This is a genomic window from Streptomyces sp. NPDC050448 (assembly GCF_040655295.1).
GTDB lineage: Bacteria > Actinomycetota > Actinomycetes > Streptomycetales > Streptomycetaceae > Streptomyces.
Genome location: NZ_JBFAJR010000018.1, coordinates 22,894 through 45,143, shown reverse-complemented (window position 1 = coordinate 45,143; position 22,250 = coordinate 22,894). Strand labels below are relative to the sequence as shown.

Genomic DNA, 22,250 nt, shown 5'->3' with positions numbered 1-22,250 from the left:
TCCGGCAACCCGCCGTTTGAGACCCAAGGAAGAAGCCGCATGTTCTCGATAGACCTCGCCGACGACGCCCAGCTGTTTCCGCTGGAGGTCTGGCACGCCGAGGAGTTCCTGGCGCACATGGACCGCGGCCGGGAGTTCATAGGCGAGCACATCGTCCTGGCCGACTTCGTCACCGACCTCGGCTCGGCGCGCGGTTTCCTCTCCACGTACGCGCAGAAGACGGCCGCCGACGGCGGGCGGATCTACGGCATCCGCGTCGGCGGCACCCTCGTCGGCGGGGTCCTCTTCCGGATCTTCGACGCCGAGTCGGGCAACTGCGAGGTCGGCTGCTGGCTGGAGCCGGCAGCGGCGGGCCGGGGCCTGGTGACCAAGGCCTGCCGCGTCCTGATCGACTGGGCCTTCCACGAACGCGGCATGCACCGTGCCGAGTGGCACGCCTCCTCCGACAACAAGAAGAGCCTCGCCGTCGCGGAGCGCCTCGGCATGACCCGCGAGGGCGTCCTGCGTGAGAGCTACCCGTACCGCGGCGTCCGCCAGAACACCGAGATCTGGGCGGTCCTCGCCCACGAGTGGCCGCCGGCTCCCACTGCCTGACACCACCCGCCGCAGCCCCGGTCCGGGGCTTGCGGCCGGCCCGGCCCGACGGCGCCGGAGCATTCTCAGAAACCTCTCAGACAAGCCGCCTACGGTGCCCCGCATGGACACCACGAAGACCGCCGACCCGACCGCTCCCGAGGCGGACACCGCCGAGCCCCAGGCCGCGGAGGCCGCCGAGGCCAAGGCCGAGCTCAAGGACGCCCCCGCCGCGGAGGCCGCCGAGGCCCCCGAGTCCGACCTCTCCGACGAGGAGCTCGAGGACGCCCTCCACGACGAGCTCGACGACACCGAGAAGCAGTCCGACGGCGTCGGCGCCGCGGCCTCCGCCGTCGTCGCGGCCGGGCTCGGGCTCGTCGCCCTCAGCGGGAGCTGGGTCTCGCGCGTCATAGCCGAGCGCCAGACCCTCGTGGGCCAGATCGAGTCGGTCAACGCCTCCACCACCGAGGCGAAGATCCAGGCCCTGTACGGCGACGCCTGGCACATGACCGCCCTCGTCAACGGCGTCCTGTCCACCCTCGCGCTCCTCCTCGCGGTCTTCGTGCTGGCCCGCCCCGCCTTCGGCGCCCCCGGCCGCACCCTCCCGACCTGGGTCCGGGCCGTCTCCTGGGCCGCCGTCGCGCTCGGCGCCCTGGGCGTACTGCTCTTCGGCCTCATGTACTTCGACATCCTGGCTCCCCTCCCGAAGGCCGCCTAGGACATCCCGTCGCCTGCCTAGGACCCCCTCCTAGGCACTCCCGGTCCGGCTCAGGGGCCCCCGGCTCCGGCCTAAGGACCCCTGCCCCGTACAGATGCGGCATGCGCCCGATGCGCCGGCACCCTCTGGGACGCGAATCTTGGATCACACCGAACGAGGTGCCCGAGAAAGCAACCAGGGAGTACGAGATGTTCGAGTACGAGATCGCCATCGCCCGCCGCGCCGACCTCATCCGCGAGGCCGACGAGTACCGCCGGGTCCAGCAGGCCAAGAAGGCGAGCCGCGCGTCCTGGCGCAGCCAGGAACCCGAAGGGTCGGTGAGGGGACAGCGCAGCCGCTTCACCCGGGCCGCGTAACCCGCGCCCCGAACCGCGTGGACTGACACGTGATGAGAAGCGCACCGATAACGAGTGCCGTCGGCCCCGGATCCTGTGCGATGCTCGGCGACGTGGAGACCAGATCTGTCAGCCCGGTGTTCGTCGGCCGAGCCGACGAACTGGCCGTACTCACCGACGCACTGGCGCGCGCCGCGGGCCAGGAGCCGCAGGCGATGCTCATCGGAGGCGAGGCCGGGGTCGGAAAGACCCGCCTCACCGAGGAGTTCCTCTGCGAGGCGGCCCGCCGCGGTGCGGTGGTGGCCGTCGGAGGCTGTGTGGAGATCGGGGCGGAGGGGCTTCCCTTCGCCCCGTTTTCGACTGCTCTGCGGACCCTGCACCGGCAACTCCCGGGGGAGTTGGCGGCCGCGGCCGCAGGCCAGGAGGACGAACTCGCCCGGATCCTTCCCGAACTCGGCGACACCCCCCGCGGCCCGCACGACGAGGAGAGCACCGCCCGGCTCTTCGAGCTGACGGCCCGGATGCTGGAGCGGCTCGCCGCCGACCGCACCGTCGTCCTCGTCCTGGAGGACCTGCACTGGGCGGACACCTCCACCCGGCACCTGCTCTCCTATCTCTTCCGCACCCTCGGCAGCGGCCGGCTCGTCGTCGTCGCCACCTACCGGGCGGACGACGTCCACCGCCGCCACCCGCTGCGCCCGCTGCTCGCCGAACTGGACCGGCTCCGCACCGTCCAGCGCATCGAACTGCCCCGCTTCAACCGGGCCGAGGTGCGCCGCCAGCTCGCCGGCATCCTCGCCTCGCAGCCCGACGAGGCCTTCGTGGACTCCGTGTTCGACCGCTCCGACGGCAACGCCTTCTTCGTCGAGGAACTCGTCGCCTGCAAGGAGAGCGGCTGCCGCGCCGGACTCACCGAGTCCCTGCGCGACCTGTTGCTCGTCCGTGTCGAGGTGCTGCCGGACGCCGCCCAGCGCGTGGTGCGCATCGTCGCCGAGGGCGGCTCCACCGTGGAGTACCCCCTCCTGCGTGCCGTCGCCGGGCTGACGGAGGACGAGCTGATCGAGGCCCTGCGCGCCGCCGTCGGCGCCAACATCCTCCTCGCCACCTCCGACGGGGACGGCTACCGCTTCCGCCACTCGCTGGTCCGCGAGGCCGTCAGCGACGACCTGCTGCCGGGCGAGCGCGCTCGCGTCAACCGCCGCTACGCCGAGGCCATGGAGGCCGACGGCTCGCTGATCCGCGCCGAGGAGCGGGTCATCCGGCTGGCCAGCTACTGGTACTACGCCAACGACGCGGCCAAGGCGCTGCCCGCCGTCCTCGCCGCCTCGGTCGCCGCCCGCCGCCGGCACGCCTACTCCGAGCAGCTGAGCCTGCTGGAACGGGCGTTGGACCTGTGGGAGAGCGCGCCGGAGGAGATCCGTGAGGCGCTGCGCCCGGTGGATTACACCGAGGTGTACCCCCCGTGCGGCTGCGATCCGGCCACCACCCCGCTGCAGCGGCTCGACCTGCTGGCCGAGGCGACCGTCGCCGCCCGCTTCGGAGGTGAGCGCGAACGCGCCCTGAAGATCACCAAGACCGCGCTCCGGCTGCTGGAGGAGGACCAGGACCCGCTGCGGGCCGCCTGGTTCTGGACCGAGCGCTCCCGGCTCGTCTCCAGCCTGGCCCGCGGCGACGGCTGGGAGGAGCTCGCCAAGGCCCAGGAGCTCGTCAAGGGGCTTCCCCCGTCCCAGGTGCACGCCGAGGTCCTGGTCCGGGCCGCGGGCTGGGGCATGCTCCACAACCCCGGCCCCGGCAACCTCGACGCCGCGGAACGCGCCGTGTCCTACGCCCGCATGCTCGGGGCCGAGGACATCGAGCTCAACGCCCGGATCACGGTGGGCTGCCTGCTCACCGACTCCGGCGACGCCGAGCGCGGCCTCGCCGAGATGCTCGCGGTCCGGGAGCGGGCCGCCGAACTCGGGCTCGTCATGCTGGCGGGACGTGCACATATCAACCTCACCTCTCAGCTGGAAAGCATGGGCCGGTCCCGCGAAGCCGTGGAACTGGCCGAACAAGGGGTCGAACTCGTCAAGCCGTCACGGCTGCTGGACACCGAGGCCTGGATCAGCGGGAACATGGCGGAGAGCCTGTACAACCTCGGCCGCTGGGACGAGGCCGCAGAAGCCGCCCAGCGCGCCCTGCGCGTCGGCCAGAGCGCGGCCCCGCGCGGCTCCGCCTCCGCACGGCTGTCCTACCTGGCCCTGGCCCGCGGCGAAATGACCGAGGCAACCGGCCGACTCGCCTCCGCCCACGCCCACTTCGGCACCCACGACAGCCAGCCCCAGCACCGCATACCGCTGTACCGCCTCGCGGTCGGCGTGGCCGCGGGGGAGGGCCGGATAGCCGACGTCCGTGCGGAGATCACCGAGGCGGTCGCCTGCGGCTTCCCGCTCGGCCAGCACCGGTACGCCTGGCCGCTGCTGCTCGCCGCCGCCTCCGCCGAGGCGGACGCCCGGGGACTCCCGGTCGCCGACGCCGGCCGCGCAGCCGCCCTGGACGTGCTCCGCGGCGCCGCCCGCGCCCTGGCCACCCCGGTGCCCGTGTGGGTCGCCCACGCGGAGTTCTTCCGCGCCGAGCTGCTGCGGGCCGAGGACCGGGACACCGCCGCCGACTGGGCCGCCGTCGAGCAGGCCATCCGCCCGCTGGAGCGCCCGTTCCTGCTGGCCCGCGCCCGCCACCGGCTCGCCGAGGCCCTGCTGGCCTCCGGTGGTGACCGCGAGCCCGCCGCCGCCCTGCTCCGCGAGGCCTACGCCACCGCGGACCGGCTCGGCTCACGCAGGCTCCGCGAGGACCTGGCGCTGCTCGCCCAGCGCGCCCGGCTCCCGCTCACCGAGGCCGGCGCACCCCCGGCCCTGCCCGCACCGGACACCGACCCCGTCGAGGCCCTGGGCCTGACCAGCCGCGAGCGGGACGTACTGCGTCTGGTCGCGGCGGGCAACAGCAACCGCCAGATCGCCGAGGAGCTCTTCATCTCCCCGAAGACGGCCAGCGTGCACGTCTCGAACATCCTGGCCAAGCTGGGCGTCGCCGGCCGAGGCGAAGCGGCCGCCCTCGCCCACCGGCTGCGGCTGTTCGCGCCCCTCACTCCTGCGGGGGCCGCCCGGCCGGGCGTATGAGCACCTTGCCGGAGTCGAGGTCTATCGGACCTCGTCCCGGGTCGCCGTCGTTCACGTCGGTCCGGGACAGCTCCAGCCGCTTCTTCTCCTCGTTCGTGTGCTTGCGCCCCGGATCGAACAGCTCCTCGAACATGTCGAACACCGCGCCCACCGTGCCTTCCGCCCCCCACCGGGGCCACATCGGTTACCGCACTGTCAGGGTCAGGATCCTGTCGTCGCCCGCTTCCGGCGATCCGCGCCCGTCCGTCTCGCTCGTGACCAGCAGCAGTCTGTCCCCGCCGAGGGCGATCACCGTGCGCAGCCGCCCGTACTTCCCGGTCAGGAAGGCCTCCGGCTCGGCCACGGGAGTCGCCCCCGCCAGCGGGATCCGCCACAGCCGCTCGCCCTTCAGCCCGGCCATCCACACCGAGCCCTGAGCCCAGGCGATCCCGCTCGGCGAGGCCTCGTCGGTCTTCCACACGGCCACCGGATCACGCAGGCCGGGCTTGCCCGCCTTCCCCTCGGCCTCCGGCCAGCCGTAGTTCGCGCCGGGTTCGATCAGATTCAGCTCGTCCCAGGTGTTCTGGCCGAACTCGGCCGCCCACAGCCGTTTGTCCTTGTCCCAGGCCAGGCCCTGCACATTGCGGTGCCCGTAGGAGTACACGACGGAGTCTGCCTCCGGATTCCCGTGCACCGGCTGCCCGTCCGGGGTCATCCGCAGGATCTTGCCGCCGAGCGACTTCCTGTCCTGCGCGAGCGCGGTGTCGCCCGTCTCGCCCGTCCCCGCATAGAGCATCTTGTCCGGGCCGAAGGCGATCCGGCCGCCGTTGTGGACCAGGCCCTTGGGGATGCCCCGCAACACCGTGTCCGGCGCGCCCAGTTGCTGTCCGGCGTCTCTGTGCTCGTCGTAGCGCATCCGGGCGATGCGGTTGTCGGACTCCGTCGTGAAGTACGCGTACACCATGCGGTCCGAGGCGAACGAGGGCGACAGCGCGAGCCCCAGCAGCCCGCCCTCCCCGCCCGGGGCCACCCCGGGCACCTTGCCGATCGGCGTCACCTTGCCCGTGGCCGCCGCGACCCTGCTGATCGTCCCCTTGTCCCGCGAGGCGACCAGCAGGTCCCCGTCGGGCAGCGGGGCCACCCCCCACGGCGACTCCAGGTCCTTGGCGAGCTCGCCCGTCACGGTCACGGAGCCCTTGGCCGGCGGCGCGGCGGCCCCCGCGTCGCCGGTCGGGGAGCCCGAGGGGCCGGCCGCCGATGCGGTGGGTGCCGCGCGGGGTGGTGAGGTGCCCGGCTTGGCTCCGGGGGCGCCCGCCGGTGCGCAGCCCGCCGCGAGCAGAGCCCCGCATCCGGCCAGGGCGAATGCCGCCAGCACTCCACGGGTCCGGGTGCGCGGGCCCTCGTACAGCTTGTGTGCCTGTCCGTATCGCATCGTCCTGCTCCCCTCCGGTCCTGCGATCGTCCCCTTCATCTGTCTCAACAGCTGCGGCAGTTCCCGAAGTTCCACCACTCGTACACCCGATCGAGTGGTTGTCCGGGCATCGGGCTCGGGCCATGGCTCGGGCCATGGCTCGGGCCGGGCTCAGTCCCAGGCTCCCACCGCGGCCGGCAGTGCCGCGATCTCGGCCAGGTCCCCGGCCGTGAGCCGGACGTCCGCCGCCCCCGCGTTCTCCGCCGCCCAGTGCGCCCGGTCGGCCCCCGGCACCGGCACCACCTGCGGCCCCTGCGCCAGCACCCACGCCAGCGCCACCTGCGCCGCCGTCACGTGCGGCCCGTGCCGCCGGGCCACCCGCCGCAGCCCCGCCACCAGCACCTGGTTCGCCGCCATCGACTCCGCCGTGAACCGCGGATGCCGGGCCCGCACGTCCTCCCACTCGAAGCCCTCGCCCGGCCTGAGCGTCCCCGTCAGGAACCCGCTGCCCAGCGGCATCGCCGCCAGGAACCCCACCCCGCGCGCCGCACACCAGGGCAGCAGCTGCCGCGCCGCCTCCGGGGACCACACCGACAGCTCCGCCTGCACCGCGCTCACCGGGAACACCTGCTGTACCCGCTCCAGGTGTCCCAAGGTCACCCGGTACGCCCGGTCCCCGCGCCGCCCCGCCCCCGGCCCGGCACCCGCGCCCAGCGCACAGAACCCGAGCGCCCGCACCTTCCCGGCACCCACCAGCTCAGCCATCGCCCCCCAGGTCTCCTCGACCGGGACGTCCGGATCCACCCGGTGCAGCTGGTAGAGGTCTATGACGTCCGTCCGCAGCCGCCGCAGCGAGGCGTCGCAGGCCCGCCGCATGTATCCGGGCCGCCCGTCCGCCACCACGTGCTGCTCGCCCGCCCGCAGCCCCACCTTCGCGGACACGAACGCCTCCGCCCGCCGCTCCCGCAGCACCCGCCCCAGCAGCAGCTCATTGGTGAACGGCCCGTACATGTCGGCGGTGTCCAGCAGGTTCGCCCCCAGGTCCAGCGCGGCGTGCACCGTGGCCAGGGACTCCTCGCCGCTGCGCCGCGAGGGCGCGTACGCCCAGCTCATCGGCATGCACCCGAGCCCGACGGCGCCCACCGCCAGCGCCCCCGCCCCGATCGACCTGCGCTCCACCCGTGCGTCCCCCTCCCGGTCCCGCAATCAAACTAACGGCTTGATCAGGATCCTTTGGCCTTGGCATAGCCTCGTGATCATGACTGCAAAGACAGCGGACGTCTGGCTTCCGTTCCCCGCCGAGGAGATCGAGGGCCTCCCCGACACCTTCCGCTACCGCCGCTGGGACGGCGAGGACACCTTCCCGGCCGATCCGGCCGCCTGTGTCTTCTACGTCACCCCGTACATGAAGTCCTCCGAAGTCACCCTGCGCCCGCTGGCCGGCATGCCGGACCTCGAGGTCGTGCAGACGCTGACCGCGGGCATCGACCACGTCCTGGACGGCCTCGACCGACTGCGCCCCGGCGTACGGCTGTGCAACGCGCGCGGGGTCCACGAGGCGAGCACCGCCGAGCTGGCGCTCACCCTCACCCTCGCCTCGCTGCGCGGCATCCCCGGTATGGTGCGCGGCCAGGACCGTGAGGAGTGGCGCTCCGGCTTCTACGACGCCCTCGCCGACAAGTCCGTACTCATCGTCGGCTACGGATCGATCGGCGCAGCCATCGAGGACCGGCTCGCGCCCTTCGAGTGCGCGCGGGTCGCACGGGTCGCACGCTCGGCGCGCACCACCACGCGCGGGCCGGTGCACGCGCACGCCGATCTGCCCCGGCTCCTCCCGCAGGCCGACGTGGTGATCCTCTCCACGCCGCTGACCGACACGACGCGGGGCCTGGCCGACGAGGCCTTCCTCGCCCGGATGAAGGACGGCGCCCTGCTGGTGAACGTGGCGCGCGGCCCCGTCGCCGACACCGCCGCGCTGCTGGCGGAGCTGGAGTCGGGCCGGCTGCGCGCGGCACTCGACGTCACCGACCCGGAACCGCTGCCCGCCGGCCATCCCCTCTGGCATGCTCCGAATGTCCTGATCACGCCTCACATCGGCGGCAGCAGCACGGCGTTCGAGCCGCGGGCCAAGCGGCTGGTGGCCCGCCAGCTCCACCGGTTCGCCGCCGGGGAGCCCGTCGAGAACACGGTCCTGATCACCGAGTGACGCGCTGTGCGCACGCTCCGCATCCGTCCGGACGCGCACAGTGGGCACAACTCCCCGCGCAGTAACGGAGAGTAGGGCATCTATGTCCCTGAGTAACGAAAGTGGTGTATCGTCCGGACCGAGGGGATGCAGCGCGTTCGTCTGGCGCTGGGGAGTGATCGGACACTTTGGGGGCGACGGGCGATGCACGGCCAATGGACGAAGGATCCGATGCGGCACAGCCGCCGGAGGCGACGCTGCGGGGACTGGGCCGCGCCGGAACCAGCCGGCGAGGGGGACCGGTGAGTGCCCCGGGGGCGGCGCTGCTGACCAGGCAGCCCGCCTCGGGCGGGGGCAGGAGCCTGGCGATGCAGCTGCTCCTCGCCGTGACCAGCGGCGGGTACGCCGTCGGTGCCGCCCTCGGCTGGGGCTCCGGGGAACTCGCCGAGATCATGGGGGACTTCGGTCTCAGCGGTGCCGCGCTACTCGCCGCCGTCTCCTGCTACACCTACGCACGGGTGATCGACAGCCGCGAGCGCCCGGCCTGGCTGCTCTTCGCGTTCTCCTCCCTCATGGGAGCCTGCGGCAACGCCGTCTGGGGCTGGTACGAGGTGATCCTCGGCGAGGCCGTGCCGAAGCCCTCGGTCGCCGACTTCGCGTTCCTCTGCTTCGCGCCGCCCGCCATCGTGGGCCTCCTCGTCCTCGCCAAGCGCCCGGTCACCCGCGCCGGCTGGGTCTGCCTCGGGCTCGACTCCTGGCTCATCGGCGGCTCCCTGCTCACCCTGTCCTGGAGCCTGGCCCTCGCGCACGCGGCGCGGACCGCCCAGTCCGGGGCCCCCGGCAGCGTCCCGCGCGCCGCGCTCTCCCTCGCCTACCCGCTGCTGGACATCGCGCTCGTCTCCATGGTGCTGGTCCTGCACTTCCGGCGCTCCGAGGTCAACCGCTCGGCCGTCAACACCGCCATCGCGGCCCTGGCCCTGACCGTGCTCAGCGACGCCCTGTTCACCTCGCCGCTGCTGAGCGCCGAATACCAGTCCGGGCAGCTGCTCGACGCCGGCTGGTTCGCCGGCTCGCTGCTGCTCGCGTACGCACCCTGGGGGGCCCGCCGCCTCGACCCGGACCCGGGGGCGCCGGGGCTTCCGCGCGCCGACCGGCCGGTCAGCCGCCCCATCACCGGTTCGCTGCCCGCCCTCACGCCGTACCTCGCGGCAGCCGTCTGCACCCTGGGCATCCTGTACAACGTGGTGGACGGCCGGAAGGTCGACCGGGTGGTCGTCTTCACCGGCTGCACGGTCGTGCTCGCCCTCGTCATCCGGCAGGGCATCATGCTCATCGACAACATCGCGCTGACGCAGGAACTGGCCCAGAAGGAGAACCACTTCCGCTCCCTGGTCCAGGGCTCCAGCGACGTCATCATGATCGCCGCACCCGCCGGGACCCTGCGGTACGTCAGCCCGGCGGCGGCCGGGGTCTACGGGCGCGAGGCCGAGGAGCTGGTCGGCACCGAGCTCGCCACCCTGATCCACCCGCACGACCTGGGCCGGGTCGTCCACGAGGTACGCCGATTCCTCGCCGCGCCGCCCGCCGAGGAGCCGACCACCCGCATCGAATGCCGCTTCAAGTCGGGCAGCGGCGAATGGCTCAACGTGGAGTCCACCGTCAACCGCCACCAGGGCGGTCTCATCCTCAACAGCCGGGACGTCACCGAGCGGGTCCGCCTCCAGGCGCAACTCCAGCACAGCGCCGAGCACGATTCGCTGACCGACCTGCCCAACCGGGCGCTGTTCACCCGCCGGGTCCGCCAGGCCCTGACCGGCCGGCGCACGGGGGACCACAGCACCGCCGTGCTCTTCATCGACCTCGACGGATTCAAGGCGGTCAACGACACCATCGGCCACCAGGCCGGAGACGAGCTGCTGATCGAGGCCGCGCACCGGCTCCAGGACTCGGTGCGCGCCGGCGACACCGCGGCCCGCCTCGGCGGCGACGAGTTCGCGGCACTGATCCTGGGCGACGGCAGCCGTGACCGCAGCGCCCGCGAGTACCAGGTGCACGAGATCGCGGAACGGCTGCGCACCACCCTGTCCCAGCCCTACCGGATCGCCGGCAGCGAGGTCCGGGTCGCCGCCAGCATCGGAGTGGCCTTCGCCGACTCCGGCATCACCCCTTCGGACCTGATGCGCAACGCGGATCTCGCGATGTACCGCGCCAAGGCGGGCGGCAAGGACCGGGTCGAGCTGTACGCGCCCCAGATGCAGGCCGAGGTGGTGCGGAAGGCGGAGCTCGCCGGGCGGCTGCGCACCGCGCTGCACGACGGAGAGTTCGCCCTGCTGCACCAGCCCGTGGTCTCGCTGGCGACCGGCGAGGTCACGGCCGTGGCGGCGCAGGCCCGCTGGCGCTCCGCCCAGGGGATCTTGTTCACCCCGGCGGAATTCCTCCGGGTGGCCGAGTACAGCGAGGGCGCGGCGGGGCCGGACCGTCGTGGCGGCCCCGCCGCGGGTACGCCCACCCGGGCCGCCGAGCTGGGGCACTGGCTACTGGAGGAGGCCGTGGGGCAGGCCGCCGAGCGGCACCGGATCGGGCACCACGTACCGGTGGCCGTCCGGATGAGCGCGCAGCGGCTGCTGGACCGGGGGGTACCCCCGGCGGCAGCCGGGGGAGCCAAGCCGCTCGGCTCTGTGGAGACCCTGCTGACCCGCCACGGACTGTCGTCCGGGGCCCTGGTGATCGAACTTACCGTTTCCGATCCCCGAGTCCCCTTCGACGAGCTGGAGCGGCGCCTGGCGGCGCTGCGCCGGCTCGGGGTCCTGATCGCCCTGGACGGCTTCGGCAGCGGCTATGCGGCCATCAGCGCCCTGCGCCGGCTCCCCGTGGACATCCTGAAGCTGGACAGAGGACTGGTGGAGGGCGTGGTCGAGTCCGCCCGACTCCACAAGATCACCGCTGGTTTGTTGCGCATTGCAAATGATTTGGGCATGCAGTCGGTGGCCGACGGGGTCGACCTCCCCGAGCAGGTCATGGCACTACGCGCAATGGGGTGCACACACGGCCAGGGAGTGGCTTTTTCCGGCCCGCTCGACGAGTACAGGCTGCGCCGGGCGCTGGTGCGCGGTACGTTCCCAGTACCGGGCGCGGCGGCCCAGCCCGCCTTGGCCGGTGGCTCGCCCGGTGGCTCGATGGCCATCCGCAGAGGCTCACATAATGAGACGCCCGTCCCACCCACTTGACATCCCCCTCCCGCCGGAGGGAGGGTCAGTGCCATGCGCACCCGAATTCTCGTACTTGGAAAGCGCGTCGGCTGAAGCCGGGACCAGCATGTCCCCGCTCCGTGCACCCGACGCGCTCCCCTCGCTTGCCTCCTGGCACGAGGGGTTTTTTGTTGCACTGGCACACCTTCGAATCCTCGTAAAACCCTCAGCCTCGAGAAGAGAATGCCGATGACCGAGCAGGCCACCGGGGCCCACCATCCGCAGCCGCGGCCCCGTTCCGGCGGACACCAGCCCGCCGCAGTTGAGCACGTCACGGGTGCGCAGTCCCTCATCCGCTCTCTCGAAGAGGTGGGGTGCGACACCATCTTCGGCATCCCGGGCGGGGCCATCCTCCCGGCGTACGACCCGATGATGGACAGCACCAAGGTCCGCCACATCCTGGTCCGCCACGAGCAGGGCGCCGGCCACGCTGCGACCGGCTATGCGCAGGCCACCGGCAAGGTGGGCGTCTGCATGGCCACCTCCGGCCCGGGCGCCACCAACCTGGTCACCCCGATCGCCGACGCGCACATGGACTCCGTGCCGCTCGTCGCGATCACCGGTCAGGTGTCCTCCAAGGCGATCGGCACCGACGCCTTCCAGGAGGCGGACATCGTCGGCATCACGATGCCGATCACCAAGCACAACTTCCTGGTCACCAAGGCCGAGGACATCCCGAAGACGATCGCCGAGGCCTTCCACATCGCCTCCACCGGCCGTCCCGGCCCGGTCCTGGTCGACATCGCCAAGGACGCGCTGCAGGCGAAGACCACCTTCTCGTGGCCGCCCTCGCAGGACCTCCCGGGCTACCGGCCGGTCACCAAGCCGCACGCCAAGCAGATCCGCGAGGCCGCCAAGCTCATCTGCCAGGCCAAGCGCCCGGTCCTGTACGTCGGCGGCGGCGTCATGAAGTCCGGCGCGACCGCCGAGCTGAAGGTTCTGGCCGAGCTGACCGGCGTCCCGGTCACGACCACGCTGATGGCGCTGGGCTCCTTCCCCGACAGCCACCCGCTGCACGTGGGCATGCCGGGCATGCACGGTGCGGTCACCGCCGTCACCGCCCTGCAGAAGTCGGACCTGCTGATCGCGCTCGGCACCCGCTTCGACGACCGCGTCACCGGCAAGCTGGACAGCTTCGCCCCGTTCGCAAAGGTCATCCACGCGGACATCGACCCGGCCGAGATCGGCAAGAACCGCGAGGTCGACGTCCCGATCGTCGGTGACGCCCGCGAGGTCATCGCCGACCTGATCCAGGCGGTCCAGGCCGAGCACACCGAGGGCAACGCCGGGGACTACTCCGCCTGGTGGAAGGACCTCAGCCGCTGGCGCGAGACCTACCCGCTGGGTTACGAGACCCCGGCGGACGGCATGCTCTCGCCGCAGCAGGTCATCCAGCGCATCGGCGAGCTCGCGCCCGAGCACACCATCTACGCGGCCGGCGTCGGCCAGCACCAGATGTGGGCCTCGCACTTCGTCAACTACGAGGAGCCCCGCACCTGGCTGAACTCCGGCGGCGCCGGAACCATGGGCTACGCGGTCCCGGCCGCGATGGGCGCCAAGGTCGGCATGCCGCAGCGCACGGTCTGGGCGATCGACGGTGACGGCTGCTTCCAGATGACCAATCAGGAACTGGTCACCTGCGCGCTGAACAACATCCCGATCAAGGTCGCGATCATCAACAACGGTGCGCTGGGCATGGTCCGCCAGTGGCAGACCCTGTTCTACAACCAGCGGTACTCCAGCACCGTGCTGCACGCGGACGAGACCGGCCACGACGCCGTCGGCTCCCAGCTCGGCGAGTCCACCGCCCCCCGCAAGGGCACCCGCGTCCCGGACTTCGTGAAGCTGTCCGAGGCCATGGGCTGCGTGGCGCTGCGCTGCGAGGACCCGGCCGACCTGGACAGGGTCATCGCCGAGGCCAACGCGATCAACGACCGTACCGTCGTGGTCGACTTCATCGTCCACGAGGACGCCATGGTGTGGCCGATGGTCGCCGCCGGCACCTCCAACGACGAGGTCATGGCAGCCCGGGGCGTCCGCCCCGACTTCGGCGACAACGAAGACGACTGAGCCGAGAGAGCCTGAGAGAGAGAACGACTCACATGTCCAAGCACACGCTCTCCGTCCTGGTCGAGAACACGCCCGGCATCCTCGCCCGGATCGCCGCGCTGTTCTCCCGCCGCGGGTTCAACATCGACTCCCTCGCGGTCGGCGTCACCGAGCACCCCGACATCTCGCGCATCACCATCGTCGTGAACGTCGAGGACCTCCCGCTGGAGCAGGTGACCAAGCAGCTGAACAAGCTGGTCAACGTGCTCAAGATCGTCGAGCTGGAGCCGCAGAACGCCATCGAACGCGAACTCGTTCTGGTGAAGGTCCGCGCCGACAACGAGACCCGCTCCCAGATCGTCGAGATCGTCCAGCTGTTCCGCGCCAAGACGGTCGACGTCTCCCCGGAGGCCGTCACCATCGAGGCCACCGGCGGTGCCGACAAGCTCGGCGCGATGCTCAAGATGCTGGAGCCGTTCGGCATCAAGGAGCTCGTGCAGTCCGGCACGATCGCCATAGGGCGCGGCGGCCGGTCCATCACGGACCGCAGCCTGCGCGCGCTCGACCGCAGCGCCTGAGCACGGCAGCGACTGAGCACCGCGGCGTCCGAGCACCGCAACACCCTGGCGCCGCGTTGCCTCTCGCATAGCGAGACCAAGAAACTTCCTCTACGTTCCCCGCCGTACGGTGGGAGCAACACCAGCGCACCAAGGAGATATCCCAGTGGCCGAGCTGTTCTACGAGAACGACGCCGACCTGTCCATCATCCAGGGCCGCAAGGTCGCGGTCATCGGCTACGGCAGCCAGGGCCACGCCCACGCGCTGTCGCTGCGTGACTCCGGCGTCGACGTCGTCGTCGGCCTGAAGGAGGGCTCGAAGTCCAAGGCCAAGGCCGAGGAGCAGGGTCTGAAGGTCGTCTCCGTTTCGGAGGCCGCCGCGTGGGCCAACGTCATCATGATCCTGACCCCGGACCCGCTGCAGGCCGAGATCTACGAGGAGTCCATCAAGGAGCACCTCGAGGAGGGCGACGCGCTCTTCTTCGGCCACGGCTTCAACGTCCGCTACGGCTTCATCAAGCCCCCGGCCAACGTGGACGTCGCCCTGGTCGCCCCGAAGGGCCCGGGCCACCTGGTGCGCCGCCAGTACGAGGAAGGCCGCGGCGTGCCCTGCATCGCCGCCGTCGAGCAGGACTTCACCGGCTCCGCCTTCGCCCTCGCGCTCTCGTACGCGGCCGGCATCGGCGGCACCCGCGCCGGCGTCATCAAGACCACCTTCACCGAGGAGACCGAGACCGACCTGTTCGGTGAGCAGGCCGTCCTCTGCGGTGGCGCCTCCGCCCTGGTCAAGGCCGGTTTCGAGACCCTGACCGAGGCCGGCTACCAGCCGGAGATCGCGTACTTCGAGTGCCTGCACGAGCTGAAGCTCATCGTGGACCTCATGTATGAGGGCGGCCTGGAGAAGATGCGCTGGTCGGTCTCCGAGACCGCCGAGTGGGGCGACTACATTACCGGCCCCCGCATCATCACCGACGCCACCAAGGCCGAGATGAAGCAGGTCCTCGCCGAGATCCAGAGCGGCGAGTTCGCCAACACCTGGATGGCCGAGTACAAGGCCGGTCTGCCGAAGTACAACGAGTACAAGAAGGCCGACGAGGCACACCTGCTCGAGACCACCGGCAAGAAGCTGCGCAAGCTGATGAGCTGGGTCGACAGCGACGAGAGCTGATCTCGTGGCCGTGGGGCCGGGACGGCGCGCCGCCCCGGCCCCACGGCACACCACCGGTTCGGCGGAATGCAGGCCTTCCGTAGCGCGGCTTGTCCACCCCGGCCAACCTCGGACGGGTGATCCTTCCGTACAGGCGGAATTCTGGCCAGGATCCGCCACTACACTGCTCAACACAACGCGTCAGGCCCACAGTGTCGTGCGTCTTCCACGCGGCTACCCCCTCCACCGCCTGCGGCCGTCGGGACGGCCGTCCGCACTGGACTTGTGAGGACCCACGTGAGCTCGAAACCTGTCGTACTCATCGCCGAAGAGCTGTCGCCCGCCACGGTGGACGCGCTCGGCCCGGACTTCGAGATCCGGCACGTCAACGGAGCCGACCGAGCGGAGCTGCTCCCCGCGATCGTGGACGTCGACGCCATCCTGGTGCGCTCCGCGACCAAGGTCGACGCGGAGGCCATCGCCGCCGCCCGGAAGCTGAGGGTCGTCGCGCGCGCCGGTGTCGGGCTCGACAACGTCGACGTCTCCTCGGCCACCAAGGCCGGCGTGATGGTCGTGAACGCCCCGACCTCCAACATCGTGACCGCCGCCGAGCTCGCCTGCGGCCTGCTCGTCGCCACGGCCCGCAACATCCCGCAGGCCAACACCGCCCTGAAGAACGGCGAGTGGAAGCGGAACAAGTACACGGGCGTCGAGCTCAGCGAGAAGACCCTCGGCGTCGTCGGCCTCGGCCGCATCGGCGTCCTGGTCGCCCAGCGCATGTCGGCCTTCGGTATGAAGATCGTCGCGTACGACCCCTACGTACAGCCCGCGCGCGCCGCCCAGATGGGCGTCAAGATGCTGACGCTGGACGAGCTCCTCGAGGTCGCCGACTTCATCACCGTGCACCTGCCCAAGACCCCCGAGACCCTCGGTCTCATCGGGGACGAGGCCCTGCACAAGGTGAAGCCGTCCGTCCGCATCGTCAACGCCGCGCGCGGCGGGATCGTGGACGAGGCCGCGCTGTACACGGCCATCAAGGAGGGCCGCGTCGCCGGTGCCGGCCTCGACGTGTACGCGAAGGAGCCCTGCACGGACTCCCCGCTCTTCGAGCTCGACCAGGTCGTCTGCACCCCGCACCTCGGCGCGTCCACGGACGAGGCCCAGGAGAAGGCCGGTATCGCGGTCGCCAAGTCGGTGCGCCTCGCGCTCGCCGGCGAGCTCGTACCGGACGCGGTCAACGTCCAGGGCGGCGTCATCGCCGAGGACGTCCGTCCGGGCCTGCCGCTCGCCGAGAAGCTCGGCCGCATCTTCACCGCCCTCGCGGGCGAGGTCGCGGTCCGCCTCGACGTAGAGGTCTGCGGCGAGATCACCCAGCACGACGTCAAGGTGCTGGAACTCTCCGCCCTCAAGGGTGTTTTCGAGGACGTCGTCGACGAGACGGTCTCCTACGTCAACGCCCCGCTGTTCGCGCAGGAGCGCGGTGTCGAGGTGCGCCTGACCACCAGCTCGGAGTCCCCGGACCACCGCAACGTGGTGACCGTGCGCGGCACCCTGTCGGACGGTCAGGAGGTCTCGGTCTCGGGCACGCTGGCGGGCCCGAAGCACCTTCAGAAGATCGTCGGCATCGGCGAGTACGACGTGGACCTGGCGCTTGCCGACCAGATGGTCGTACTGCGCTACACCGACCGCCCGGGCGTGGTCGGCACCGTCGGCCGCATCCTCGGCGAGGCCGGCCTGAACATCGCGGGCATGCAGGTCGCCCGCGCCGAGGAGGGCGGCGAGGCGCTCGGCGTCCTCACGGTCGACGCCGAGGTCCCGGCGAACGTCCTCGCGGAGATCGCCACCGAGATCGGCGCGGTCTCGGCGCGCACGGTCAGCCTCGGCTGAATCCCGTAGCGGGGCGTCAGCCGCGCAGCAGCACAGGAAGGGCCCGGGGATCTCCCCGGGCCCTTCCTCGTGTTCCGCTGCTCCGCCGACCGTACGGGGCTCAGCCCGCCAGGACCGCGCCCTGCCCGGGAGTCCCCTCGGCGGGCTCCACGGCCGGGGCGGGGGCCGGGGCGCCGAGCCCCCGCATCAGGGCCACCGCGAGGACGCCGGCCGCGAGCAGCAGGGCCGCGCCGCCCCAGGCGGCGTACTGCATGCCGTGGACGAAGGCGGCGCGGGCCAGGGCCAGCACCTGCTCGCCCGCCGGACCGCCGAGCCGCTCGGCGGTGGCGACGGCGCCGCCCAGGGTCTCCCGTACGGCAGGCTCCGCACCCGGCAGATCGGAGCGGTAGACGGCGGTGCCGAGGCTGCCCAGGACGGCCATGCCGAGCGCCCCGCCGAACTCCGATCCGGTCTCCAGCAGGGAGGCGGCGGAACCGGCCTTCTCGGCGGGGGCCGAGGCGAGGGCCATGTCGGAGACCAGGGACATCACGGTGACGAGGCCGCAGGCCAGCACGCCGGCGCCGGTCAGCAGCAGCCACAGGGAGTCGTTGCCGACCAGGCCGATCAGGGTGAATCCGACGGCGGCGAGGACGAAGCCGCCGGCGATGACGTACGCCCGGTCGGTCTTCTGGGCCAGGGCCGCGCTGACCGGGGCGGCGGCGCCGATGACGAGCGAGGGGGCGAGGCTCCACAGGGCGGCCTCCAGCGTGCCCATGCCGAGCACCGACTGCAGGTACTGGGTGGTGAAGTAGGCCGAGCCCATCATGGCGAAGGCGGCGATGGTGTTGAGGGCGATCCCCGCCCCGAATCCGCGGCCCCGGAAGAGGGCCCGGCCGACCATGGCGTCGTCACGGGTGCGCTGGCGGCGGACGAAGACGAACCCGAAGGCCAGGCCCGCCGCCACGGAGAGCGCGTAGAGCGGCTCGAGGCCCTCGGCGGCGATCTCCTTGAGGCCGTACACGACCGGGAGCACGGCGGCCGTCGACAGCGGGACGCTCAGCAGGTCGAAGCGGCCGGGGGCCGGGTCCTTGAACTCCGGGACCAGCACCGGGACGAGGATCAGCAGGAGCAGCATCGCGGGCACGTTGATCAGGAAGACGGAGCCCCACCAGAAGTGGTTCAGCATCACGCCGCTCAGCACCGAGCCCAGGGCGATGCCGCCGGTCATGGCCCCGGACCAGATGGCGATGGCCTGGCCGCGCTGCTTGGCGTCCTGGAAGAGGTTGCGTACGAGCGCCAGCGTGGAGGGCATCAGGGTCGCGCCGCCGATGCCGAGCAGCACGCGGGCCGCGATCAGCATCTCGGCGCTGGTGGCGTAGGCGGCGCCGACGGAGGCGAGCCCGAAGGCGGCCGCGCCGGTCAGCAGCAGCTTGCGGCGGCCGATCCGGTCACCGAGCGAACCCATGGTGATGAGCAGCCCCGCGAGGGCGAAGGCGTAGCTGTCGAAGATCCAGAGCTGCTGGGTGGCGCTCGGGTCGAGCTCCTGGGTGATGGCCGGGATGGCGAAGTAGAGGACGGAGACGTCCATGGAGACCAGGAGCAGGGGCAGGAGGAGGACGGTGAAGGCGGTCCATTCCCGGCGGCCGGCGAGGCGCGCTGCGGAGTTCGTCATGAGCAGCAATGTACAAGCGTCATAAACACTTGTCTAGTACGGGTGTATAGGACTGCTGTCTGTGACGGCTGTCTTGATACGGTGAGGGCATGGGACACCGTGAAGATCTGCTCGAAGGTGCCAAGAAGTGCCTGGTCGAGAAGGGTTTCGTGCGGACGACCGCGCGCGACATCGTCAACGCCTCCGGCGCGAACCTGGCGTCGATCGGCTACCACTACGGTTCGAAGGACGCCCTGCTGACGCAGGCTTACACCGAACTCGCACAGGAGTGGGGCGACTCCTTCTCGCCGGAGGTCACCGGCGAGGGCGGCTCGCTGGAACGCTTCCGCTCCGTATGGGAAGGCGTGATCGGCCATCAGGAGGAGTCGTCCCCGATCTGGGCGGCCAGCATGGAGGTCGCGCTCAGCCGTGACCGGCTGCCGGAGCTGCGGGCGATGCTGACGGCCTCGCAGGGGGAGGGCCGCAGGGGGCTCGTCGCGTTGCTCGCCGGCCTTCCCGAGGAGGACCTCGACGAGCGGGACGAGCGGACGCTCGGCGGGCTGTACGAGGCCCTGCTGACCGGTGTGATGGCGCAGTGGCTGTTCAACCCGGAAGGCGCGCTCACCGCCGAGGAGTTGACGGAGGGCATGCGGCGCGCCGCGGAGATGCTGATGAAGGGCAAGGGCGGCGACTCCGCCTGAGCCGCGGGCGCCGTGCGTACGAGGGCGCAGGCGCGCTCTCGTTCAGCCGTGCAGGCGGGCCGCCTTGAGGGCCATGTGGAGCAGCAGGCGGTCCTCGCCCTCGGCCAGGTCCAGGCCGGTCAGCTGCTCCACCCGGGCGAGCCGGTAGTACAGGGTCTGGCGGTGGATGCCGAGGGCGGCCGCCGCGCGGCCCGCCTGGCCCGCGCAGTCCAGGAACAGCTCGGCGGTCCGGGCGAGTTCCCGGTGCGCGGGGCCGAGCAGGACCCGGGTCGCCGGGTCGCCCGCCCGGTCGGCGGCCGCGAGGGCCGCCAGCATCCGGTACGGGCCGATCGCCGACCACTGGGCCACCGGGCCGAACCGGGGCTGGGCCGCGGCCGCCTGCGCCGCCGCCGAGGCCTGCGCCCAGGCGTCGGCCAGGGCCGTCAGACCCCGGCGGGGCTCGGCGATCCCGGCGGTGGGCCCCGTGTGCGGCCGGGGGGCCGGGGCCGCGGCGGCACTCGAACCCCCGGCAGTCCCGGCGGCCCCAGTAGTCCCGGCGGCACCGGCAGTCCCGGCGGCCGCGAGGCCGTTCCCCGTCCCCCGGCCGTCCGCCGCCGGACGGCCCGGCTGGGCTCGGGGCTCGCCCTTGGCCGGCGCGGCGCCGTGGGGCAGCAGCCGGGTCGCGACGCCCACGGCGGGGACGAGCACCTCCGCCGAGCGGAGCCTGACCAGCACGGCGAGGGCCTGGCCGGCCTTTCGGTCCGCCCGGTCTCCGGCGCCGGCGGCCGGTCCGCTCCTGGACCCGGCCTTGGACCCGGCCTTCGCTCCGGTCCCGGAGCCGGAGCCGGAGCCGAACCCGGAGCCGAACCCGGAGCCGAACCCGGCCCCGAAGCCGCCTTCGGCCGCGGGGCCCGATCCGACCCCGTCCTCCCCGCTGCCGTCGTCGCGCCCCGGCCAGGGGACGGTGCACACCGCCGCCGCGCCCGGGACCGACGCCGGGGCCTCATCGGCCCACGGCGTCACGCACACCACCGCGTGCAGCCCGTCCGCCCCCGGACCCAGCGCCACCCGGAGCGCGGCCACCGCCATGTCCTGCTGCCAGCCCCGTCCGGCGGTGAGCACCGCCCGGAACTCCCGGGCCAGGCCGGCCCCCGCCTTCGCCTCCTCGGCGAGCAGGATCCCGATCCGCTCGGCCACCTCCATGGCCGCCGCCAGGACCTCCGGCCCGGGGCCCGGCTCCTGGTCGAGGAGCCATACGTAGCCCTGCACGATCCCCCGGTACCGCACCGGCAGGCAGATCCGCCCCCGGAGGACCCCCGCGTCCGGCGCCGCCGGGATCCGTACCGGCCCCGTGGCCCGCGCGATGCCGAAGCCCTCGAACCAGGCGCGCACGGCCGCCGTCGACTGCCGGGTCAGGATCGAGCGGGTGCGGACCGGGTCCATCGTGAGGTCGTCGTCGCTGTCGTGCGCGCCGAAGGCGATGAGGCGGAAGTCCCGGTTCTCCAGCGTCGCCGGGGCGCCGAGAAGCGCCGAGATCTCATCCACCAGGTCCTGGTAATCGCCCTTCACCCGGACATTCTCCCACCCGGACACCCGGTCTTCAGACAGATGTATGAGATCGGGGACACGGATGCGTGACAGCTGTCGATGGCAGAGGATCAAAGCGATCCTTAGGTTTCACGGTGGTTTTACTTGCGTTTTCCTTACGGCCCCCGCTCACCCCCGCGCGGACCGTATAGCTGCTTCTGCCACCTGTTGGAGGTGCCCCGTGCTGGGTCCCGCGATCCTCGCCGCTTCGCGCAGCGACAAGATGCGCCGAATCGTCTCTGCCGCCCCGGTGACCAAGCCCGTGGTGAACCGGTTCATCCCCGGCGAGACGGTCGACCAGGTCATCCCGATCGTCAAGAACCTCACGCAGCAGGGCCTCGAGATCACGCTCGACGTGGTGGGCGAGGACATCACCACCGTGGAGCAGTCCCACGCCGCGCGTGACGCCTACCTCGAGCTCATCGAGCACCTGGCGGCCCTGCAGCTGGGCGAGACGGTCGAGATGTCCGTCAAGCTGTCGATGTTCGGCCAGGCGCTGGAGGGCGGCCACGAGCTCGCGCTCGCCAACGTCCGCCCGGTCGTCGAGGCCGCCGCGGCCATCGGCACCACCGTCACACTGGACGCCGAGGACCACACCACCCTCGACTCGATGTTCGCCATCCACGAGGAGCTGCGCCGGGACTTCCCGCAGACCGGCTGCGTGATCCAGGCGTACCTCTTCCGCACCGAGGCCGACGCCCGACGCCTGGCCGCCGCCGGCAGCCGCGTCCGGATCGTGAAGGGCGCGTACAAGGAGCCCGCCGAGGTCGCGTACCAGGACAAGGGCGAGATCGACAAGGCGTACGTCCGCATCCTGAAGACGCTGATGGAGGGCGAGGGCTATCCGATGATCGGGTCCCACGACCCGCGCCTGATCGCCATCGCCCAGGAGCTCGCCCGCAAGGCGGGGCGCAAGCTGGACGAGTACGAGTTCCAGATGCTCTACGGCATCCGCAGCGAGGAGCACCTGCGGCTCGCCGCCGAGGGTCACCGCATGCGCGTCTACACCGCGTACGGGACGGACTGGTACGGCTACTTCATGCGGCGCCTCGCCGAGAAGCCGGCCAACCTCCTGTTCTTCCTCCGCTCGATGATCACCAAGAACTAGC

17 protein-coding genes are annotated in these 22,250 nt (G+C 71.9%); 12 read left to right on the top strand and 5 right to left on the bottom strand.

What is annotated here, in order from left to right; genetic code table 11:
• Positions 1–39: 39 nt before the first annotated feature.
• The 4 genes from AB0I68_RS21745 to AB0I68_RS21730 all read left to right on the top strand — a co-directional run bounded on the left by AB0I68_RS21745 (position 40) and on the right by AB0I68_RS21730 (position 4,781).
• Entirely contained in the window at positions 40–594 is a 555-nt protein-coding gene (locus AB0I68_RS21745) for a GNAT family protein (protein WP_363178977.1), read from the top strand.
• 103 nt (positions 595–697) lie between these two features.
• On the top strand, positions 698–1,291 hold the full coding sequence (locus AB0I68_RS21740; protein ID WP_363178976.1) for a hypothetical protein: 594 nt from the start codon (positions 698–700) through the stop codon (positions 1,289–1,291).
• Between the two features lie 158 nt (positions 1,292–1,449).
• Positions 1,450–1,647, top strand: a complete 198-nt coding sequence (locus AB0I68_RS21735; RefSeq protein WP_363178975.1) for a hypothetical protein — start codon at positions 1,450–1,452, stop codon at positions 1,645–1,647.
• A gap of 80 nt (positions 1,648–1,727) precedes the next feature.
• Complete coding sequence (locus AB0I68_RS21730; RefSeq protein ID WP_363178974.1) at positions 1,728–4,781, top strand: AAA family ATPase; 3,054 nt, start codon at positions 1,728–1,730, stop codon at positions 4,779–4,781.
• Here AB0I68_RS21730 and AB0I68_RS21725 read toward each other — a convergent pair.
• From AB0I68_RS21725 to AB0I68_RS21715, 3 genes are all read right to left on the bottom strand, one after another.
• Positions 4,747–4,914, bottom strand: a complete 168-nt coding sequence (locus AB0I68_RS21725) for a DUF6191 domain-containing protein (protein WP_363179062.1) — start codon at positions 4,912–4,914, stop codon at positions 4,747–4,749. The genes AB0I68_RS21730 and AB0I68_RS21725 overlap by 35 nt on opposite strands.
• Before the next feature lie 51 nt (positions 4,915–4,965).
• Positions 4,966–6,192: a PQQ-dependent sugar dehydrogenase gene (locus tag AB0I68_RS21720; protein ID WP_363178973.1), complete on the bottom strand. Its 1,227-nt coding sequence runs from the start codon at positions 6,190–6,192 to the stop codon at positions 4,966–4,968.
• Positions 6,193–6,342: 150 nt separating this feature from the next.
• On the bottom strand, positions 6,343–7,350 hold the full coding sequence (locus AB0I68_RS21715) for an aldo/keto reductase (protein ID WP_363178972.1): 1,008 nt from the start codon (positions 7,348–7,350) through the stop codon (positions 6,343–6,345).
• Between the two features lie 79 nt (positions 7,351–7,429).
• On the opposite strand from AB0I68_RS21715, the gene AB0I68_RS21710 reads away from it, so the two are divergent.
• From AB0I68_RS21710 to serA, 6 genes are all read left to right on the top strand, one after another.
• Positions 7,430–8,377, top strand: a complete 948-nt coding sequence (locus tag AB0I68_RS21710) for a 2-hydroxyacid dehydrogenase (RefSeq protein ID WP_363178971.1) — start codon at positions 7,430–7,432, stop codon at positions 8,375–8,377.
• Between the two features lie 347 nt (positions 8,378–8,724).
• Entirely contained in the window at positions 8,725–11,583 is a 2,859-nt protein-coding gene (locus AB0I68_RS21705) for an EAL domain-containing protein (RefSeq protein WP_363179061.1), read from the top strand.
• Between the two features lie 204 nt (positions 11,584–11,787).
• On the top strand, positions 11,788–13,674 hold the full coding sequence (locus AB0I68_RS21700) for an acetolactate synthase large subunit (protein ID WP_363178970.1): 1,887 nt from the start codon (positions 11,788–11,790) through the stop codon (positions 13,672–13,674).
• A 32-nt stretch (positions 13,675–13,706) separates the two neighbouring features.
• A complete protein-coding gene (gene ilvN, locus AB0I68_RS21695; protein WP_363178969.1) occupies positions 13,707–14,231 on the top strand; it encodes an acetolactate synthase small subunit in 525 nt (174 codons plus the stop codon).
• Between the two features lie 145 nt (positions 14,232–14,376).
• Complete coding sequence (ilvC, locus tag AB0I68_RS21690; RefSeq protein WP_363178968.1) at positions 14,377–15,378, top strand: ketol-acid reductoisomerase; 1,002 nt, start codon at positions 14,377–14,379, stop codon at positions 15,376–15,378.
• Between the two features lie 276 nt (positions 15,379–15,654).
• Positions 15,655–17,244, top strand: coding sequence for a phosphoglycerate dehydrogenase (serA, locus tag AB0I68_RS21685; protein ID WP_363178967.1), 1,590 nt, complete (start codon positions 15,655–15,657; stop codon positions 17,242–17,244).
• A 100-nt stretch (positions 17,245–17,344) separates the two neighbouring features.
• Here serA and AB0I68_RS21680 read toward each other — a convergent pair whose 3' ends face one another.
• Positions 17,345–18,895 carry an MFS transporter gene (locus AB0I68_RS21680; protein WP_363178966.1) on the bottom strand — a complete coding sequence of 517 codons (1,551 nt, stop codon included), beginning with the start codon at positions 18,893–18,895 and terminating at the stop codon, positions 17,345–17,347.
• Between the two features lie 89 nt (positions 18,896–18,984).
• On the opposite strand from AB0I68_RS21680, the gene AB0I68_RS21675 reads away from it, so the two are divergent.
• A complete protein-coding gene (locus AB0I68_RS21675) occupies positions 18,985–19,575 on the top strand; it encodes a TetR/AcrR family transcriptional regulator (protein WP_363178965.1) in 591 nt (196 codons plus the stop codon).
• Positions 19,576–19,617: 42 nt separating this feature from the next.
• On the opposite strand, the gene AB0I68_RS21670 is transcribed toward AB0I68_RS21675, so the two are convergent.
• Positions 19,618–21,123 carry a helix-turn-helix domain-containing protein gene (locus AB0I68_RS21670; RefSeq protein ID WP_363178964.1) on the bottom strand — a complete coding sequence of 502 codons (1,506 nt, stop codon included), beginning with the start codon at positions 21,121–21,123 and terminating at the stop codon, positions 19,618–19,620.
• 199 nt (positions 21,124–21,322) lie between these two features.
• Here AB0I68_RS21670 and AB0I68_RS21665 point away from each other — a divergent pair, with 199 nt between their 5' ends.
• The gene (locus tag AB0I68_RS21665; protein WP_363178963.1) at positions 21,323–22,249 is read left to right on the top strand and encodes a proline dehydrogenase family protein; all 927 of its coding nucleotides are present in this window, start codon (positions 21,323–21,325) and stop codon (positions 22,247–22,249) included.
• The last annotated feature ends 1 nt before the right edge of the window (position 22,250 follow it).

Bases quoted from the DNA above. Each gene is read 5' to 3' on its own strand.
- AB0I68_RS21745 (WP_363178977.1), top strand. From the start codon at position 40: ATGTTCTCGATAGACCTCGCCGACGACGCCCAGCTGTTTCCGCTGGAG.
- AB0I68_RS21740 (WP_363178976.1), top strand. From the start codon at position 698: ATGGACACCACGAAGACCGCCGACCCGACCGCTCCCGAGGCGGACACC.
- AB0I68_RS21730 (WP_363178974.1), top strand. From the start codon at position 1,728: ATGCTCGGCGACGTGGAGACCAGATCTGTCAGCCCGGTGTTCGTCGGC.
- AB0I68_RS21725 (WP_363179062.1), bottom strand. From the start codon at position 4,914: ATGTTCGAGGAGCTGTTCGATCCGGGGCGCAAGCACACGAACGAGGAG.
- AB0I68_RS21720 (WP_363178973.1), bottom strand. From the start codon at position 6,192: ATGCGATACGGACAGGCACACAAGCTGTACGAGGGCCCGCGCACCCGG.
- AB0I68_RS21710 (WP_363178971.1), top strand. From the start codon at position 7,430: ATGACTGCAAAGACAGCGGACGTCTGGCTTCCGTTCCCCGCCGAGGAG.
- AB0I68_RS21705 (WP_363179061.1), top strand. From the start codon at position 8,725: ATGCAGCTGCTCCTCGCCGTGACCAGCGGCGGGTACGCCGTCGGTGCC.
- AB0I68_RS21700 (WP_363178970.1), top strand. From the start codon at position 11,788: ATGCCGATGACCGAGCAGGCCACCGGGGCCCACCATCCGCAGCCGCGG.
- ilvN (WP_363178969.1), top strand. From the start codon at position 13,707: ATGTCCAAGCACACGCTCTCCGTCCTGGTCGAGAACACGCCCGGCATC.
- AB0I68_RS21680 (WP_363178966.1), bottom strand. From the start codon at position 18,895: ATGACGAACTCCGCAGCGCGCCTCGCCGGCCGCCGGGAATGGACCGCC.
- AB0I68_RS21675 (WP_363178965.1), top strand. From the start codon at position 18,985: ATGGGACACCGTGAAGATCTGCTCGAAGGTGCCAAGAAGTGCCTGGTC.